The organism is Pseudazoarcus sp. NS20 (genome assembly GCF_059703745.1).
This window is the reverse complement of sequence record NZ_BAAKIY010000005.1, coordinates 26,882-43,664: the sequence shown is the minus strand read 5'-3', so window position 1 is coordinate 43,664 and position 16,783 is coordinate 26,882. Positions and strand designations below refer to the sequence as shown.

The 16,783-nt window shown below is 64.6% G+C and carries 17 protein-coding genes; 11 read left to right on the top strand and 6 right to left on the bottom strand.

The window, feature by feature from the left end; all coding sequences use genetic code 11:
- Positions 1-12 precede the first annotated feature (12 nt).
- Positions 13-2,868, bottom strand: a complete 2,856-nt coding sequence (uvrA, locus tag AC6H0W_RS14420; protein WP_497577890.1) for an excinuclease ABC subunit UvrA — start codon at positions 2,866-2,868, stop codon at positions 13-15.
- A 161-nt stretch (positions 2,869-3,029) separates the two neighbouring features.
- On the opposite strand from uvrA, the gene AC6H0W_RS14415 reads away from it, so the two are divergent.
- Both AC6H0W_RS14415 and ssb read left to right on the top strand, forming a co-directional pair.
- Positions 3,030-4,238 carry an MFS transporter gene (locus tag AC6H0W_RS14415; RefSeq protein ID WP_497577889.1) on the top strand — a complete coding sequence of 403 codons (1,209 nt, stop codon included), beginning with the start codon at positions 3,030-3,032 and terminating at the stop codon, positions 4,236-4,238.
- A 22-nt stretch (positions 4,239-4,260) separates the two neighbouring features.
- Entirely contained in the window at positions 4,261-4,749 is a 489-nt protein-coding gene (gene ssb, locus AC6H0W_RS14410) for a single-stranded DNA-binding protein (protein WP_497577888.1), read from the top strand.
- Between the two features lie 52 nt (positions 4,750-4,801).
- On the opposite strand, the gene AC6H0W_RS14405 is transcribed toward ssb, so the two are convergent.
- Positions 4,802-5,938 carry a MalY/PatB family protein gene (locus AC6H0W_RS14405; RefSeq protein ID WP_497577887.1) on the bottom strand — a complete coding sequence of 379 codons (1,137 nt, stop codon included), beginning with the start codon at positions 5,936-5,938 and terminating at the stop codon, positions 4,802-4,804.
- Positions 5,939-6,026: 88 nt separating this feature from the next.
- On the opposite strand from AC6H0W_RS14405, the gene AC6H0W_RS14400 reads away from it, so the two are divergent.
- The 4 genes from AC6H0W_RS14400 to AC6H0W_RS14385 all read left to right on the top strand — a co-directional run bounded on the left by AC6H0W_RS14400 (position 6,027) and on the right by AC6H0W_RS14385 (position 8,533).
- Entirely contained in the window at positions 6,027-6,986 is a 960-nt protein-coding gene (locus tag AC6H0W_RS14400; RefSeq protein WP_497577886.1) for an MBL fold metallo-hydrolase, read from the top strand.
- Positions 6,983-7,792 (top strand): tRNA threonylcarbamoyladenosine dehydratase, encoded by an 810-nt coding sequence (locus AC6H0W_RS14395; protein ID WP_497577885.1) that lies wholly within the window; start codon positions 6,983-6,985, stop codon positions 7,790-7,792. Before AC6H0W_RS14400 ends, AC6H0W_RS14395 begins: the two co-directional genes overlap by 4 nt.
- Positions 7,789-8,163: a sirohydrochlorin chelatase gene (locus AC6H0W_RS14390; protein WP_497577884.1), complete on the top strand. Its 375-nt coding sequence runs from the start codon at positions 7,789-7,791 to the stop codon at positions 8,161-8,163. Before AC6H0W_RS14395 ends, AC6H0W_RS14390 begins: the two co-directional genes overlap by 4 nt.
- A 64-nt stretch (positions 8,164-8,227) precedes the next feature.
- Positions 8,228-8,533 (top strand): PilZ domain-containing protein, encoded by a 306-nt coding sequence (locus AC6H0W_RS14385; protein WP_497577883.1) that lies wholly within the window; start codon positions 8,228-8,230, stop codon positions 8,531-8,533.
- Here the strand turns inward: AC6H0W_RS14385 and AC6H0W_RS14380 are convergent.
- Positions 8,523-9,050, bottom strand: a complete 528-nt coding sequence (locus AC6H0W_RS14380; RefSeq protein ID WP_497577882.1) for a disulfide bond formation protein B — start codon at positions 9,048-9,050, stop codon at positions 8,523-8,525. The two genes, AC6H0W_RS14385 and AC6H0W_RS14380, sit on opposite strands and share 11 nt — an antisense overlap.
- Before the next feature lie 73 nt (positions 9,051-9,123).
- Positions 9,124-10,035, bottom strand: coding sequence for a LysR family transcriptional regulator (locus tag AC6H0W_RS14375; RefSeq protein ID WP_497577881.1), 912 nt, complete (start codon positions 10,033-10,035; stop codon positions 9,124-9,126).
- Between the two features lie 94 nt (positions 10,036-10,129).
- Here AC6H0W_RS14375 and AC6H0W_RS14370 point away from each other — a divergent pair, with 94 nt between their 5' ends.
- Both AC6H0W_RS14370 and AC6H0W_RS14365 read left to right on the top strand, forming a co-directional pair.
- Positions 10,130-10,729: an FMN-dependent NADH-azoreductase gene (locus AC6H0W_RS14370; RefSeq protein WP_497577880.1), complete on the top strand. Its 600-nt coding sequence runs from the start codon at positions 10,130-10,132 to the stop codon at positions 10,727-10,729.
- Between the two features lie 13 nt (positions 10,730-10,742).
- Positions 10,743-11,720: a pirin family protein gene (locus AC6H0W_RS14365; RefSeq protein ID WP_497577879.1), complete on the top strand. Its 978-nt coding sequence runs from the start codon at positions 10,743-10,745 to the stop codon at positions 11,718-11,720.
- 45 nt (positions 11,721-11,765) lie between these two features.
- Here AC6H0W_RS14365 and ybiB read toward each other — a convergent pair whose 3' ends face one another.
- Positions 11,766-12,686, bottom strand: a complete 921-nt coding sequence (gene ybiB / locus AC6H0W_RS14360) for a DNA-binding protein YbiB (RefSeq protein WP_497577878.1) — start codon at positions 12,684-12,686, stop codon at positions 11,766-11,768.
- 84 nt (positions 12,687-12,770) lie between these two features.
- Between ybiB and AC6H0W_RS14355 the strand changes: the two genes are divergently transcribed.
- Positions 12,771-13,649, top strand: coding sequence for a 2-hydroxy-3-oxopropionate reductase (locus AC6H0W_RS14355; protein WP_497577877.1), 879 nt, complete (start codon positions 12,771-12,773; stop codon positions 13,647-13,649).
- Complete coding sequence (locus AC6H0W_RS14350; RefSeq protein WP_497577876.1) at positions 13,649-14,530, top strand: NAD(P)-dependent oxidoreductase; 882 nt, start codon at positions 13,649-13,651, stop codon at positions 14,528-14,530. Before AC6H0W_RS14355 ends, AC6H0W_RS14350 begins: the two co-directional genes overlap by 1 nt.
- 15 nt (positions 14,531-14,545) lie before the next feature.
- On the opposite strand, the gene AC6H0W_RS14345 is transcribed toward AC6H0W_RS14350, so the two are convergent.
- Positions 14,546-15,283 (bottom strand): IclR family transcriptional regulator, encoded by a 738-nt coding sequence (locus AC6H0W_RS14345; protein WP_497577923.1) that lies wholly within the window; start codon positions 15,281-15,283, stop codon positions 14,546-14,548.
- 231 nt (positions 15,284-15,514) lie between these two features.
- On the opposite strand from AC6H0W_RS14345, the gene AC6H0W_RS14340 reads away from it, so the two are divergent.
- Complete coding sequence (locus AC6H0W_RS14340; protein ID WP_497577875.1) at positions 15,515-16,465, top strand: D-2-hydroxyacid dehydrogenase; 951 nt, start codon at positions 15,515-15,517, stop codon at positions 16,463-16,465.
- Positions 16,466-16,783 lie beyond the last annotated feature (318 nt).

Here is a 16,783-nt window from a genome sequence, read left to right as displayed (position 1 = left end):
CAATGCGCTGAATCACCGCGTCTCGGCGGCCTCGCGGAACGCCCGGCTTTGTGCCAAGGCACGCGCGAGATAGCGCCCGGTATGGCTCGCCGGGTGTTCGGCGACGTGCTCCGGCGTGCCGTGACAGACGATGGTGCCGCCGCCGCCGCCGCCTTCCGGGCCGAGATCCACGATCCAGTCGGCCGTCTTGATCACATCGAGGTTGTGCTCGATAACCACTACGGTGTTTCCGTGGTCGCGCAGGCGTTGCAGCACCCTGAGCAATAATTCTATGTCATGGAAATGCAGGCCGGTGGTCGGCTCGTCGAGGATGTAGAGCGTTCTGCCGGTGTCGCGTTTGGAAAGCTCGAGCGCGAGTTTCACGCGTTGCGCCTCCCCGCCGGATAGCGTGGTGGCGCTTTGTCCCAGCCGGATGTAGCCGAGGCCGACATCCATCATGGTTTCAAGCTTGCGGGCGATGCTGGGCACTGCGGTGAAGAACTCGAGTGCCTGCTCGACCGTCATCTCGAGCACTTCCTGAATGTTCTTGCCGCGGTAGCGGATCTCGAGTGTTTCGCGGTTGTAGCGTTTTCCGTGGCACACGTCGCAAGGTACGTACATGTCGGGCAGGAAATGCATCTCGACCTTGATCAGCCCGTCCCCTTGGCAAGCTTCACAGCGCCCGCCCTTGACGTTGAACGAGAAGCGGCCCGGCCCATATCCGCGCGCACGTGAGTCGGGCACGCCCGAGAACAAGTCGCGGATGGGGGTAAATAGCCCGGTGTAGGTGGCCGGGTTGGAGCGGGGCGTTCGGCCGATGGGCGATTGATCGACGCTGATGACCTTGTCGAAGTGGTCCAGCCCTTCGATGCTGTCGTAGGCCTCGGGCTCAGTGTTGGAGCCGTACAGGTGACGCGCGGCGATGGCATACAGCGTGTCGTTGATGAGGGTCGATTTGCCCGAGCCCGACACGCCGGTGACGCACGTCAACAAGCCGCAGGGGATCTCGAGATCGACATTCTTCAGGTTGTGGCCGCGACAGCCCGTGAGCTGCAGTGCGAGGGACGGGTCAGGCTGCTGTCGCCGCTCGGGAATGGCGATGCTGCGCCGGCCGGAAAGGTAGGCGCCGGTGGGCGACGCCTCGTCGGCAATGACGTCGGCAGGCGAGCCCATGGCCATGACCTTGCCGCCGTGTTCGCCTGCGCCCGGGCCCATGTCGACGACGTAGTCCGCGGCCCGGATGGCGTCTTCGTCGTGTTCGACCACGATGACGGTGTTGCCCAGGTCGCGCAGTTTGCGCAGGGTATCGAGCAGGCGGTCGTTGTCGCGCTGATGCAGGCCGATGGACGGCTCGTCGAGTACGTACATGACGCCCGTCAGGCCGGAGCCGATCTGGCTGGCAAGGCGGATGCGCTGGGCTTCGCCCCCGGAGAGGGTGTCGGCTGAGCGATCGAGCGAAAGGTAGCCCAGCCCGACGTCGATCAGAAAGCCCAGGCGATTGCTGATTTCACTGACGATCTTCTCCGCCACCAGCGCGCGTTGGCCGCTCAGAGCCAGGCTGTCGAAGAAATTGCGGCACTCGGACAGCGGCATGGCGGCGATACGGTTGATCGGTTGGTCTCCGATCAACACATGGCGGGCCTCACTGCGCAAGCGCGAGCCGCCACAGGCCGGGCAGGCGTGCGTCGCGCGGTACTTGGCGAGTTCTTCCCGCACGGTTTGCGAGTCGGTTTCGCGGAAGCGACGTTCGAGGTTGGGGATGATGCCTTCGAAAGGGTGCTCTTTCGACACCATCTTGCCGCTGTCGGAGAAGTAGCGGAACGTGATCTTCTCGTTGCCGGAACCATGCAGCACGATGTGCTGGATGTTCTCCGGCAATTCGCCAAACGGCGTCTCGACCTCGAATTCGTAATGCACCGCGAGGCCGGTGAGCATCTGGAAGTAGAACTGGTTACGCCGGTCCCAGCCGCGAATCGCACCCGATGAGAGAGACAGTTCCGGGTGGGCAACCACGCGCGCCGGGTCGAAGAACTCCACGTGGCCCAGGCCGTCGCAGGTCGTGCAGGCGCCAGCCGGGTTGTTGAACGAGAACAGGCGCGGCTCGAGTTCGGCCAGCGCATAACTGCAGATCGGGCAGGCAAAACGGGCGGAGAAAAGGTGCTCGCGGCCGCTGTCGAGCTCGACGGCAATGGCTCGGCCTTCCGCATGCAGCAAGGCGGTCTCGAAGGATTCGGCAATGCGGCCACGTTGGTCGGGGCGCACCTTGAGACGGTCGATGACGACCTCAACCGTGTGACGGCGAGCCTTGTCGAGCGCCGGCAGTGAATCCAGATCATGCACTTCGCCATCCACACGCACACGCACGAAACCCTGCGCGCGCAGTTCGGCAAACAGATCACTTTGCTCGCCCTTGCGGCCGGAGACCACCGGCGCAACGATCATCAGACGGGTGTCTTCGGGCAGCGCCAACACGTGGTCGACCATCTGCGAGATCGTCTGAGCCTCAAGCTTCTGATCCGGGTGGTCGGGGCAGTGTGGCGTGCCCGCGCGGGCATACAGCAGACGCAGGTAGTCGTGGATCTCAGTGACGGTGCCGACCGTCGAGCGCGGGTTGTGGCTGGTGGCCTTCTGCTCGATGGAGATCGCGGGCGAAAGACCCTCGATCAGGTCGACGTCGGGCTTCTCCATCAACTGCAGAAACTGCCGAGCGTAAGCCGACAGCGATTCAACGTAGCGGCGCTGACCCTCGGCGTACAAGGTGTCGAACGCGAGCGAAGATTTGCCTGAACCTGACAGCCCGGTAATCACCGTCAGTCGATTGCGCGGCAGATCGAGGTTGATGTTGCGGAGGTTGTGCGTGCGGGCACCGCGGATGCGGATTTCGTCCATGGCGTCTGCTGGATTGGATTAACACGCCACTATACGAGAGAAGGTGCGCCCGGCACAAACCTGTGAGGCCTCAGTGGCTTGCGTGTGTGACAGGGGCGATGCCGCGATTAGCCGCGCGGCTGTTAGAATCGCGGCTTTCGTCCGAAGCTTCCGTTACCCGCATGAGCACTCCCGCGCACGACAAGATGTCCGTCGAAGAACGACGCGCCGGCGCGAGCCTGGCTGCCATCTTCGGGCTGCGCATGCTCGGACTGTTCCTGATCCTGCCGGTGTTTGCGGTGCATGCGCACCAGATCCCGGGCGGGGATGATCTGACTCTGGTCGGTCTGGCAATCGGTGCCTATGGGCTGACGCAGGCCTTTCTGCAGATTGCGTTCGGCGCAGCGTCGGACCGCTTCGGTCGTAAGCCGGTGATCGTCTTCGGTTTGGTGTTGTTCATTCTCGGCAGTGCCGTGGCTGCACTGGCGCCGAACATCCATGTCGTCATTCTCGGGCGCGTGCTGCAGGGCGCGGGCGCAATCTCCGCGGCAGTGACGGCGTTGGCGGCCGATCTCACGCGAGATCAGCATCGCACCAAAATCATGGCCATGATCGGGGCGAGCATCGGCCTGGTTTTTGCCTTTTCGATGGTGGCGGCGCCGCTGCTGTACGCCGCGATCGGCATGAGCGGCATTTTCTGGCTCACGGCGCTTCTCGGCATTGGGGCAATCTTTCTGGTCCTCAAGGTGGTGCCCGACGCCCCGCCGGTGCCGCGCCCCACGGCAGGCAGTTTTGGCGAAGTGCTGCGCAACGGGCAACTGATGCGACTCAACTTCGGCGTGTTCGCCCTGCATCTGATCCAGACCACCATGTGGGTGCTGGTGCCGGCAATGCTGGTCACCACGGGGGGGCTGCCGTTGGTGGAGCACTGGAAGGTCTATCTGCCGGCCGTGTTGGTGTCGTTCGTGTTCATGGTGCCGGCCATCATCCTGGCCGAGCGTCACGGCAAGTTGAAACTTGTGTTTAATGCATCCATCATGCTGCTGGTGCTCGTGCAGCTGGGTTTGATGTTTGCGGGTAACGGTGTATTCAGCCTGGCGCTGTGGCTGACGGGCTTCTTCATCGCCTTCAACGTGCTTGAGGCCACCCAGCCCTCGTGGATTTCGCGCATCGCGCCGCCGCAATCGAAGGGAACCGCGCTCGGTGTGTACAATACGCTGCAGTCTGCCGGCCTCTTTCTCGGGGGCTTGCTCGGCGGCTTGATCGCCCATCATTTCGGTTCCGGTGCGGTCAATCTTGTCTGCGCCGTAATCGCGCTGATCTGGCTGGCACTCGCTTTCACCATGACGCCGCCGCCTCGCAGGGTTGAGCCTGCAGTGCGCGCGGGTTGATTCGACGAACCAGGAGGACGGGATGGCATCCCTGAACAAAGTAACCCTGATCGGTAACCTCGGTGCCGATCCCGAAACGCGCTACGCACCGTCCGGCGACGCGATCTGCAACCTGCGCATCGCCACGACCGACACCTGGAAGGACAAGTCCACCGGCGAGAAGCGCGAAGCCACCGAATGGCACCGCGTGGTGATGTTCGGCCGACTTGCCGAGATCGCTGCGCAATACCTGCGCAAAGGCAGCCAGATCTACATCGAAGGTCGCCTGCAAACGCGCAAGTGGCAAGACAAGGACGGCCAGGAGCGCTACACCACCGAGATTCGTGCCGACGAAATGAAGATGCTCGGCGGTCGTTCCGGTGGTGGCGATGCTCCGATGGCTCGTCAGGACTCGGGCGGCTACGACGATGCCCCGCCGCAGCGCCAGCAGCGCCCGGCACCGCAGCCCGCCGCCTCGAAGCCGGCGGACAGTGGCGGTTTCGGCAACTTCGACGACGACATTCCGTTCTGATCGGGGTTTGGCTGCGAAAATGAAACGGCGCCTTGAGGGCGCCGTTTCATTTTCAACCCAGCGCTGCGCGCATGCGCCGCAAGGCCTCGTCGAGGGTAGCGCGGGTGCAGCCGAAGTTCAGGCGCACGAAGCCGGGCATGCCGAACGGTGTGCCGTCGGAGAGGCCGACTCCGGCGTTTTCGAAGAATGCGGCTGGGTCGTCCAGCCCCGCATCACGGCAGTCGATCCAGGCCAGATAGGTTGCTTCCGGACGCGTCGTGCGCAGTCCGGGCATGGCGGCGACTTCCTGCATCACCCGGTCGCAGTTGCCGCGCAGGTAAGTCAGCAAGGCCTGGCGCCACACGTCGCCATGGCGGTAGGCCGCTTCGGTGGCGACAAGTCCGAGTACGTTGGGTGTAGGCACGACGCCGCGCATGGCGTGCGTGAAGCGGCGGCGCAGGCCGTCGTCGGGAATGATGGCGAACGAACAATGCAGGCCGGGGATGTTCCAGGTTTTGGAGGGCGCCATCAGCGTGATGGTGCGTCGCTCAGCTGCAGCGGAGAGAGAGGCGGTGGGTCGATGCGGGCGGTTCTCGTCGAGCACGAGACCGCAGTGGATCTCGTCGGAGCAGAGGATGAGGTCGTGTCGCTCGGCGAGCGTAACGATCCACGCCAATTCGTCGGCATCGAAGACCCTGCCGGTGGGGTTGTGCGGGTGGCACAGCAGAAACAGGCGGGTTTTTTCATCGAGCGCCGCTTCGGTGGCAGGCTGATCCCATTCCCAGCGGCCGTTCCACTCCTGCATCGGTACCGTGACGAGCTGGCAGTCGCCGTTGCCTGGTGTGGCGAGGAAGGGCGGATACACTGGCGTCGCCGTAAATACCTTCGAGCCCGGTGGGGCGCCGGCGCGGCAGGCCAGATTGAGCCCCGTGACCACGCCGGGCAGCCAGACGAGCCAGTCGGGCTGGATGCGCCAGCCGTGGTCGCGTTCGATGCCGGCGATGACCGCCTTGGTGAGCGAAGGCCATGCATAGGTGTAGCCGAAGACGCCGTGATCGACGCGATTTTTGAGTTCGGCGAGAACTTCCGGGGGGGCCGCGAAGTCCATGTCGGCCACCCACAGTGGCAGAACGTCGCGGCCGGAAAAGCGCCCCCATTTCTCTCCGGGGAGTGCGCTTCGGTCGATCTGGCGGTCGAAATCGAAAATCATGTGAGCAGATGTGTTCGAGGTCGGGAAAAACCTTAGGGCATATACAATACCGCGACTAAAAAGGGCGTGTAGCCCCTGAGGAGATAATGTGCAGTTCGTGACCGCTCACCCCGATGGGGTTCTTGCGATCGACGCCGGCTACGGCCGGGAAGGTCTTGCGGCCATACACGTGGTGATTCACCGCGGTCGCGCACTCATTATCGACGCTGGAACGGCAAGTTCGGTACAGCGCGTGTTGGCGGCTCTCGAAGCGGCTGCGATCGAGCCGGGCAATGTGGACTGGCTGGTGCTGACCCACATTCACCTGGACCATGCTGCGGGTGCCGGTCCACTGATGCGGGCGCTGCCCAATGCCAAGGCCGTGGTGCATCCGCGCGGCGTGCGTCATCTTGTTGACCCGAGCCGGCTGTGGGGGGCGAACGCCGAGGTGTACGGGTCGGATCGTGTCCTGGAGCTTTACGGCGAGCCGGTACCGATCGAGGCTTCGCGTGTCATTGCGGCCGAAGACGGCCTGTGCATCCACTTGGCTGATCGCAGTTTCCGCGTGCTCGACACGCCGGGGCATACCCGCCATCACATTGCTTTGTGGGACGAGTTGGCTCGTTCGTGCTTCGTCGGCGATACCTTCGGCGTGTCGTATCGTGCGCTCGACAGCGACGGCCGCGTGTTCGTGTTCCCCTCCACGATGCCTTCGGAGTTCGATCCCGAGGCCATGCACGAATCGATTGATCGCATTGTGGCGCTGCGCCCCGAGGCGGTCTATCTCGGGCATTACAGCCGCCTGACCGGTGTCGAGCGCATCGCGGCCGATCTGCATCGCCAGATCGATGCGCAAGTTGCGGTGGCGCGTGCTGCACGCGGCCATGGTCTCAAGCGACACGTCGAAATTCTGGCCGGGTTGGAGCAGATCGTGCGCGACGAGGTCGAGCGCCAAGGTGCTCCGATGAGCGAGGACGAGGTCATCGAACTGTTGCGGCAGGATCTCGACATGAACGCTCAAGGCCTGGGCATGTGGCTCGACAAATGCCCGGAGCTGGTGCCGGCGTGACCCAGCCGCAGGCCCTCGCCCCCGCCTACAGCCACGAAGTCGATCGCGCGCGCCGCTTTGGTGGAATTGCGCGCCTGTATGGCTCGCGGGTGCTGACGGCACTGGCCGGTGCCCGGGCCTGTGTGGTGGGTGTGGGCGGCGTAGGGTCTTGGGCAGCGGAGGCCTTGGCACGCAGCGGGGTGGGGCGGTTGCGCCTGATTGACCTCGACCACGTCGCTGAATCCAACATCAACCGGCAGATTCACGCGCTTGAGCCTACTTTGGGGCAAGCCAAGGTGCTCGCCATGCGCGAGCGGATCGCCGCCATCGATCCGAATGCGCACGTGGAAGCGATCGAGGATTTTCTCACTGCAGACAACGCCGCTGCGCTCATCGACGGCTGCGATGTGGTCATTGATGCCATCGACAACGTACGCGCCAAGACGGCGCTGGTGCTGGCTTGCCGGGATGCCGGCGTAGCCTTGGTCGTGTGTGGTGGAGCAGGGGGTAAAGCCGACCCAACCCGCATTCGCGTCGACGATCTGACGCGCACCGAGCAAGATCCGCTGCTCGCCAAACTACGCAAGCGTCTGCGTGCAGAGCACGGATTTTCGCGGGATCCGCGGCGGCGTTTCGGTATTTCGGCGGTGTATTCCGATGAGCCGCTTGAGTTGCCCGATACGGTATGCGAGGCCGGCCCGATGGGCCTGGCGTGTGCGGGCTATGGATCGAGCATGGTGGTGACGGCAAGCTTCGGATTATTCGCGGCTTCACAGGCCCTTGAAGTGCTTGCCAAGGCGGCATTGAATGGAGATGGACAGCAATGAATCAGAGCGGCATCGTCCTGTTCGGTCACGGCGCGAGAGACCCCGAATGGGCACGCCCGATGCAGCGCGTGCGTGAGGCGGTTGGCGTCGCCGCACCCGACACGCCGGTGGAGTTGGCGTTTCTCGAGTTCATGCAACCAGGGCTGGTGGAAGCCATTGATGCGCTGGCGCGTGCCGGCATGCAGCGCATTACCGTCGTGCCGATGTTCTTGGCGCAGGGCGGGCACGTGAAGAAAGATTTGCCGGAACTGTTGGAGCAGGCCGCAGCCTTGCACCCTCAGTGCCAGATCAATTTGCTGTCGGCCGTCGGCGAGACCGACAGCGTCATTGCCGCGATGGCGGCGTATGCAATACAGGGCGCCACTGTGTAGCGTCGTGCGCGCCGTTCCCTGCGCGCGGTAGCTAGAATGGTGTCACTGCATGCAGGTCTGAATCATGTCCACAACCCCTCCGCTTGATCGCCGTATCCATCGCCGGCTCACCATGGGTTCGGCCGCACGCCTGGTGTTCGACGGGCGGGAAAGCATGCCCGCTGAATGCGTGGACATATCGGTGGGTGGCATGACACTGCGTGCCGCCTACGTACCCGGCGAAGCGGAGGTGCTGGTGGTCGAAGTGCCGGCCCCGGCAAGCGGCTTGGGGCGTCCGCCGCTGGTGGCGCGGGTGGAGGTGCGGCGTTGCCATCAGGTTGCGTCGGGCCTTTATGAAATCGGCGGCGCAATCATCGAGATCATCGGCTGATCTGCACGTCCCACAAGGATGAGCGGCGCTTGCCGCCCCGCGCAATCAGCCAGCACGCCAGCATGGCGATCAATGCAAAACACAGCAGTGACCAGTTGGCGATGGTCAGGCCCAGAAAACTCCAGTCGATCACCGAGCAGTCGCCCGAGCCGCGGAACATCATCGGCAGTGCTTCTGCCAGCCCGAAGTTCTCCACCAGATACTCGAAGCCCGGCCCGCATTCTTCGAGTGACGGAGGGGCGAGTTGCAGCCGCGTCTGTTGTGCTGCCACCGCGCCGCCGGCCAGTGCCGAAATCAGCGTGAGCAGACCGTAGGTCACCGTGCCGGCCCGGTGTGGCCCGTGCAGCGCCGCGAGCAAGGCAATCAAGGCCACTGCCACGAAAGCGTAGCGCTGCATGATGCACATTGGACAAGGCTCCAGGCCGACCACGTGCTGCAAGTACATGCCGAACCCCAGCAGGGTGCTGCAAACGACAAAAAGTGCGAAGAAAAGTTGGCGCGGAGTGAGGCTGGGCATGGCGTTGGCTTCACGTGAATCGAGGGCTGATTGTAGGGTATTGCCAGCGGAGCGCGTGCGCTGCGCGAGCATTTCAGCCGAACATGGACGGGTGCTCGACGAGCAGATCAATGAAGGCGCGCGTTCGAGGCGGGATCAGCCGGCGGCTGGGGAAAACGGCCCAGCCTTGACCGCCGTCCATGTGCCAGTCGGGCAACACGCGGGTCAGTCGGCCCTCGCGGATGGCCTGTGCCGGGTAATTGTAGGGTAGCAGCGTGATGCCTTTGCCCTCGCACGCCAACGCTGCCAACAGCTTGGGTGAGTTGGCGGTGACGCGCACGCGCGGCGGCACCAGCACGCTGCGCTTGCCGTTCGACAAGGCCCATGGCCGAGCCATGCCGTCGCGCCCAACCAGACACAGCGCGTCATGCTGGCTGAGTTCTTCCGGGATGCGCGGATGTCCATGGCGGATCAGGTAGTCCGGCGAGGCATAGGCGCCGAGGACGGAGCGCCCCAGCGCGCGCGCCGCCAGCGTGGCGTCGTCCGGCATGTCACCGAAGCGCAGGGCCAGATCGAAGTTCTCGCCGATAAGATCCACCCGGCGCGGGGAAAGGTCGAGGTCCAGAGACACCTCGGGGTAGAGCTCGACGTAGCGCGCCAGCACGTCGTGCAGCAGAACGTCGGCCAGGTCCGCCGGCATCGATACGCGCAGGCGGCCAGTGGGGCGGGCCTGCCGGTGTTCGGCCAGCGCATTGGCTGCATCGACCTCCGCCGCGATCTGACGGGCATGCGTGACGATGCTGTGACCGAAGTCGGTCAATGTGAGTTTGCGCGTGGTGCGCTGCAAAAGGCGCTCGCCCAGTCGCTCCTCCAGTTGCGTGAGTTTGCGCGACACGGTGGATTTGGGCAGGCCAAGTTGCGCCGCCGCGCGCGTGAAGCTGCCCGAGTCCACGATGTGGGCAAAGATGAGCAGGTCCGTCGGGTCGATGGCGTTGGATTGTTCCATGATGGGAACAATCATATCCAGTATTGCCCGTTAATGCGCTCGATGCGTTCGAATAACATGGCTTTCATCCCACTCACTCCTGACGGAGAAGGCCATGAACATTCTGCAGATCAACACCAGCGCCCGCAGCGAGGGCTCCCAATCCACCCGTCTTGCCTGCCGCATGGTCGAGCGCTTGAAAGGGCGGCAGCCGAAGGCTGAGCTCAAGGTGCGCGATCTGGCCGTGACGCCGCATCCGGTGCTGGATGAGGCAGCGTTGAATGCGCTGTTCACGCCGGCCGAGCAGCGCACGGCCGAGCAGGCGGCCCGCGTTGCGTTGGATGATGCACTGATAGCCGAGGTGCAGGCCGCCGATGTGCTGGTGATCGGCGTGCCGATGTACAACTTCACGATTTCGTCCCAACTCAAGAACTGGGTGGACGCCATCGCGCGCGCCAAGGTGACCTTTCAGTACACCGAGAACGGGCCAGAAGGCCTGCTCAAGGGCAAGACGGTGTACGTTGCGCTGACGCGTGGCGGCTTCTATCGCGACACCGAGGGTGATACCCAAGTGCCGTATCTGAAAATGGTGCTGGGCTTCCTCGGCATGACCGACGTGCGTTTCGTCTACGCTGAAGGTCTGGGCATGGGGCCCGAGGCCGTGGAAAAAGCCTTCGCCGATGCGGAGCTTCAACTGGAGGCCGCGCTCGCCTGAGTGCGGAAAAACGATGAGCACGACAAACCGGGGTTTTGCCGATACGTTCAAACGTCTGATGTTCGGTCAGAGTGAGGCCGAGCGCTACAGCGAGATCGAAGCCATCACGCCGAATCGCGAGGCCGCGAGCGACGAGCGTGTAGAGCGCCCGCGCGGTGTCGAGCGTCTGGTGGTCGGCGTCACCACCTCCGACGGTGCCGGCGTCAAGCTCACCCGCGTGCTCACCGACGACCTGCAGCAACGCCTCGACCCCTTTCTGATGCTCGACGCGTTCCGCAGCGACGACCCGGATGACTACATCGGCGGCTTTCCCGATCACCCGCATCGCGGCTTCGAAACCGTCACCTACATGATTGCCGGCCGCTTGCGCCACCGCGACAGCGGCGGCAACGAAGGCCTGCTGGAGAACGGCGGGGTGCAATGGATGACGGCTGGCCGCGGGCTGGTGCATTCGGAGTTGCCCGAGCAGGAAGACGGTTTGATGGAGGGTTTTCAGTTGTGGCTGAACCTGCCGGCGCGCGACAAGATGTGCGAGCCGGGCTATCAGGATCTGAAATCAGCGGATATTCCGGCCTTCGTCACTTCGTCCGGTGTTGTGGTGAAGTTGGTGGCCGGGCGCAGCCACGGTGTCGAAGGCGCGATGACGCGCGACGTGACCGCGCCCTTGTACGCCGACATTGCCTTGCCCGCCGGCACGGTTTTCGAGCACGCACTGGCGGCGCAGCACAATGCCTTCATCTATGTGTATCGCGGCGAGCTCGAGGTGGGTGGCAAGCGCATTGCTGCCGGTCGCATGGCGATTCTCGACAATGCACCCGAATCCGACGGCGTGCGGCTGCAAACGGGCGACAAACCGGCGCGTGCCTTGCTGATTGCCGGGCGGCCGCTGGGCGAGCCCATCGTGCAGCACGGGCCGTTCGTGATGAATACCGTGGATGAGATCCGGCAGGCGGTCGAGGATTTTCGCGCGGGTAAATTCCACGCGGCCTGACGCGGGGCATGCGCGGTTGTAAGGCCGTGGCGCGTTGAATCGGACCTACGGTGCCTTGGCCAGCTCCACCAGCGTCTTTGCCTGATCCTGCACTGGTTGCGGTATTGCCACCCGGCCGTCGAGCATGTCGCGAATGAGCGCGGCATTGTCGGCCACGCCGGGCACGTCCGGCAGCCCTGCGAGCGGCGGGGCACCTCCTTCCTCTGCCGGCCAGGCTTCGCTGGCCGTGCCATTCACGAACGCCTCCATGCGCGGTCGCCTGCGCGGGTTGGCAAACGCCTCGCCCTCGGTGCCGCGCAGCAGCATGGCCACGCCACCGTCGGCACGCAGGAAGTCGTTCATGCGTTCGAGGTACTCCGGGTGCGTCACCGACACCACGCGCACGCTGCGCGTCGGGCAGGGGTCGAGCAGCTTGGCCATGGTGTGGCCGCTGCCGCGCACGCCGAAGCGCAAGCGCAGCGACAGCAGACTGGCGAGGCCGGGCAGCAGACGTTCGAGTTGCAGACAGGCGATGCGGCCCTCGGCCATCTGGGTTTCGGCCTGCTCAACGCTGGCGGCGGCTTCGATGCCCAAGGCCGCGAGCAATTCGAAAGGGCTGGTGCGGCTGTCGAAATCGTGGCGCCCCTGAATCAATACCGGCACGCCTTCGCGCGCAATCAAATGCGCCAGCAGCGGCATGAGGTTGGCCTGACGGCGTGCGCCGTTGTAGGTCGGCAGCACCACGCAGCGCGGTCCGTCGGGCACCTTCACGTGAGCGCCGCGCGCATCCATGGCGTGTTTGAAGCCGAGCAACTCGTCGAGCGATTCGCTTTTCACGCGCAGGGCGATGATCACCGCGCCGAGTTCGAGCTCGGGCACGGTGCCGTCCAGCATGGCGCCGAACAGCGTTTCAGCGGTGGCAACGTCGAGCGATCGCGCGCCCTTGGCGCCGCGACCGATTTCCTTGATGATTGGGGCGAAGTTCATGGGGCGATTATCCGTCGTCGCCGTGAAGCCGTATAGCGATCTGCGCCCGGTTTTCGCCGGGCGTGTGTTTTCCGGAGGTGTTCAATGAACGTGGGATTCATCGGGCTGGGCCTGATGGGGCGTCCGATGGCGCTCAACCTGTTGCGCGCGGGGCATTCCCTGCGCGTGTGGGCGCGCCGCCCTGAGGCCATGCAGCCGCTGCTGGATGCCGGTGCGACGGCGGGCAGCAGCGCTGCCGACGTGGCCGGGGCGGTCGATGTGGTCATCACGGTGGTCGGTGACGGGCCGGACGTCGAGCGCGTCGCGCTCGGGCCGGACGGCATTGCCGACGGCGCGCGGCCGGGCCTGATCCACATCGACATGAGCACCATTTCGCCCGAGCTCACGCAGTCGATGGCGCGGCGCCTCGCCGAGCGCAGCGTGACCATGTTGGATGCGCCGGTGTCGGGCGGTGAGCCCGGCGCCATCAACGCTGCGCTGACCATCATGGTCGGCGGTGACGCTTCGGCCTTCGAATGCGTCAAGCCGCTGTTCGAGGCCATGGGCAAGACCATCTCGCACATCGGTGGCAACGGCGCAGGCCAGGTAGCCAAGGCCTGCAACCAGATCGTCACCGGCGTGGGTGTGGCAGCGGTGGCCGAGGCCATCAACTTCGCCCGCAAGAGCGGCGTGGATGCCGGTGCCGTGCGTGAAGTGTTGCTGGGCGGTTTTGCTGCCTCGCGCATTCTCGACGTGCATGGCGGGCGCATGGTGAAGCGCGATTTCGAGCCCGGCTTCAAGTCGTGGATGCATCAGAAAGACATGCGCATCGTGCTGGAAGAGGCGCATCGCCTCGGTCTGCAATTGCCCACCGCGGCGGCGGCGGCCCAGTTGTACAACGCGATGGTCGGCAGTGGCCTCGGCGAAGAGGATTCGGTGGCCATGCTCAAACTGTTTGAACGCATGAGCGGGGGAGAAGGGTGATGCGCGTCGGATTCATCGGACTGGGCGTGATGGGGCGCCCGATGGCGGAGCACTTGATGCGCGGTGGGCATGCCCTGGGCGTGTGGGCGCGTCGCCCGGAATCGCTGGCGCCCCTGCTCGAGCAAGGCGCCACCGCCTACGACACGCCGGCGGCGCTGGCGGCCGCGTGCGATGTGGTGATCACCATCATCACCAACAGCAAGGACGTAGAAGGCGTGGCCTTCGGCGAGCACGGGTTGGCGGCGGGGTTCAAGTCGGGTGCGGTGCACATCGACATGAGCACCATCGCGCCGGATGCGGCGCGGGCGTTTGCATGCCGCTATGCCGAGAAAGGCGTGGAGTGGGTGGATGCGCCGGTGTCGGGGGGCGAGCAGGCGGCGGTGGCTGGCACGCTGGCCATCATGGCGGGTGCACGGGAAGAGGTGTTCGAGCGCGTGCGCCCCTTGTTTGCCTGCATGGGCAAGACCATCGTGCGCGTCGGTGATCCTGGCGCCGGGCAAGTGGCCAAGGCGTGCAACCAGATGGTGATGGTGTGCGCCTTGCAGGCCTGCGCCGAAGCCATGCATCTGGCGCGTGCCCACGATGTCGATCTCGCCGCCGTGCGTACGGCGCTGATGGGCGGCTCGGCGGCTTCGCGCGTGATGGAGGTGATGGGCGAACGCATGGTAAAGCGTGATTTCTCGGCCGGTATCCAGGCGCGGCTGCACCACAAGGATTTCGGCATTCTGCTCGACGAGGCGGTGAAGATCGGTGCGCCGCTGCCGATTGCCGCACAGACTTGGCAGCAGCTCAACGCGCTGATGAATCAGGGGTGGGGCTACGACGACACGTCGAGTTTGCTGAAGGTCTTGGAAGCGGCCGACGCATCAGGCCGCGCCTGATGCGTGCTGCGCCGCTCAGCGACGCTGGGCGGCGGGCTCGCTGAAGCCCAGCGCCCGCGAGATTTCCTGCGCGGTGCTGCGTACCAGCGGCGCCCAGTCACGTTTGAAGCGCTCGGAGGGTGTGGACAGCGACAGCCCGGCGACCAGTTCGCCGCTGTCGTCGCGGATGCCGGCGGCAATGCAGCGCACGCCGAGTTCGACTTCGTCGAGGTCGAAGGCCACGTCGTGGCGACGGGCTTCGGCGAGTTCGCGTTCGAGTTTGTCGAGGTTTGTGATCGAGGCGGGGGTGCTGCCGGGGAGGCCGGTGCGTTTGGCGTATTCGCGCACCTTGTCGCGCCCGTCTTCGATCAGGAAGAGTTTGCCCGAGGCCGTGGTGTGCAGCGGCGCACGTGCGCCGACGATGTGCACCACGCGCACCGACGAGCGCCCGCTCGAGGTGCGCTCGACATACACCATGTCGTCACCGTCGCGCATGCCGAGGTTCACGCTCTCGCCGGTTTCGGCGTGCAGCTTGAGCATGAAGGGCATGGCGGTGTCGCGTAGCGAGATGCGCGATTTCACGATGTTCCCGAGTTCGAGCAGGCGGATGCCGAGGCGGTAGGTGCCGCCATCACCGCGCTCCACGAAGCCGCTTTGCCCCATGGCGCCGAGAATGCGGTGCGCTGTCGAGGGGTGCAGACCGCTTTCGAGCGCGATCTGCTTGAGCGGGACCGGATCCGGGTGCGCAGCAAGTACGTCGAGCAGCGTCATCATGCGCTCGATCACCTGGATGGGGTTCTTGTTTTCCGCAGCTTGGGTCACAGCGATACCGTTGGAATCAGCCTGTCCGGAGTGTAACCAAGGCGCTGCGTTTCGCCTAGTGAAACAGGGTTGCGTAGCTTCACGGGTGGCGGGCCGGCGCGCTAGGGGATATTGCGAGGTGCCGCGACCGTTATGCGCCGGTACCATGCCGGATCGCAGCAGTCACCCTACGGAGAACAGACAATGAGCATCCGCATCGTGAATCTCGAGGGCGAATCCGTCGCCGTGAGTTTTCGAACGCCTTCGATTGCACATGAGTGGATCGAGTATCCGCTGACTTCGGCCGACCGCGTGCTTGAGCGTCTGCAAGGCGCGCAGGTGGCTGTCGTCAACAAGGTCAGGCTTACTCGCGCCGACCTAGAGCGCCTGCCCGATCTCAAGATGGTTTCCGTGGCGGCGACCGGCACCGACAACATTGATCTCGCGGCCTGCAAGGACCGTGGCATCGTGGTGTCGAACGTGCGCGGCTACGCCGTCAATACCGTGCCCGAGCACGCCATCCTGCTGATGATGGCGCTGCGTCGCAGTCTGCTGGCCTACAACGACGACGTGAAGAACGGCTTGTGGGCCAAGAGCGGTAATTTCTGTCTGTTCGGACATCCGGTGGGCGATCTGCACGGTGCAACGCTGGGTCTGTTCGGCAGCGGCAGCCTCGGGCAGGGCGTGGCTCGGCTGGCTTCGGCCTTCGGCATGCGCATCCTGTCCGCCGAACGTCGGGGCGCCAACGAAGTGCGCGAGGGCTACACAGCCTTTGAGCGGGTCATCCGAGAAGCCGACGTGATCTCCATGCATTGCCCGCTCAATGAAAGCACGCGCGGCATGATCGGCAAAGCAGAGCTGGAGATGATGAAGCCCACAGCGGTGCTGGTGAATACCTCGCGCGGTGGCCTCGTCGACGAGCAGGCGCTGGCCGATGCGCTGCGCGCAGGGACGATTGCCGGCGCAGGCGTGGACGTGCTCTCGAAGGAACCGCCGACGGACGGTAACCCGCTGCTGGCAACGGACATTCCCAATCTGATCGTGACACCGCACATGGCGTGGGCGTCTGATACCGCGATGCGGGCGCTGGCCGATCAGGTCATCGACAACATCGAAGCCTTTGTGGCCGGGGTGCCGCGCAACCGCGTCGCCTGAGGGAAGTCGGGCGGGACTCGTGGAATTGACCAAGGTCATCTTGTTGCGGTCGACTGACTTGACCCGGCAGGGTGGTCTTGGGGTATTTTAACGGCCTGCCGAATCCAAGTAAGTTAAAGAAGAACCGCAGAACCCTGCGCCGGCCGGTGTCGGAACAGGGTTTTTTTGAGTCTGGATTCGGCTCCGCATCACCGTTTGGCAGTAGCGCTTTCGCGCGTCTTGGCGGCCGTCTGAGGAGGGGCCGCCATTGCATGCTGGGTGACGCCCTAGGCCCTGGGGCTTGCTTCGGCGCCTGGGGTTGTGGACGAGGACGACAGG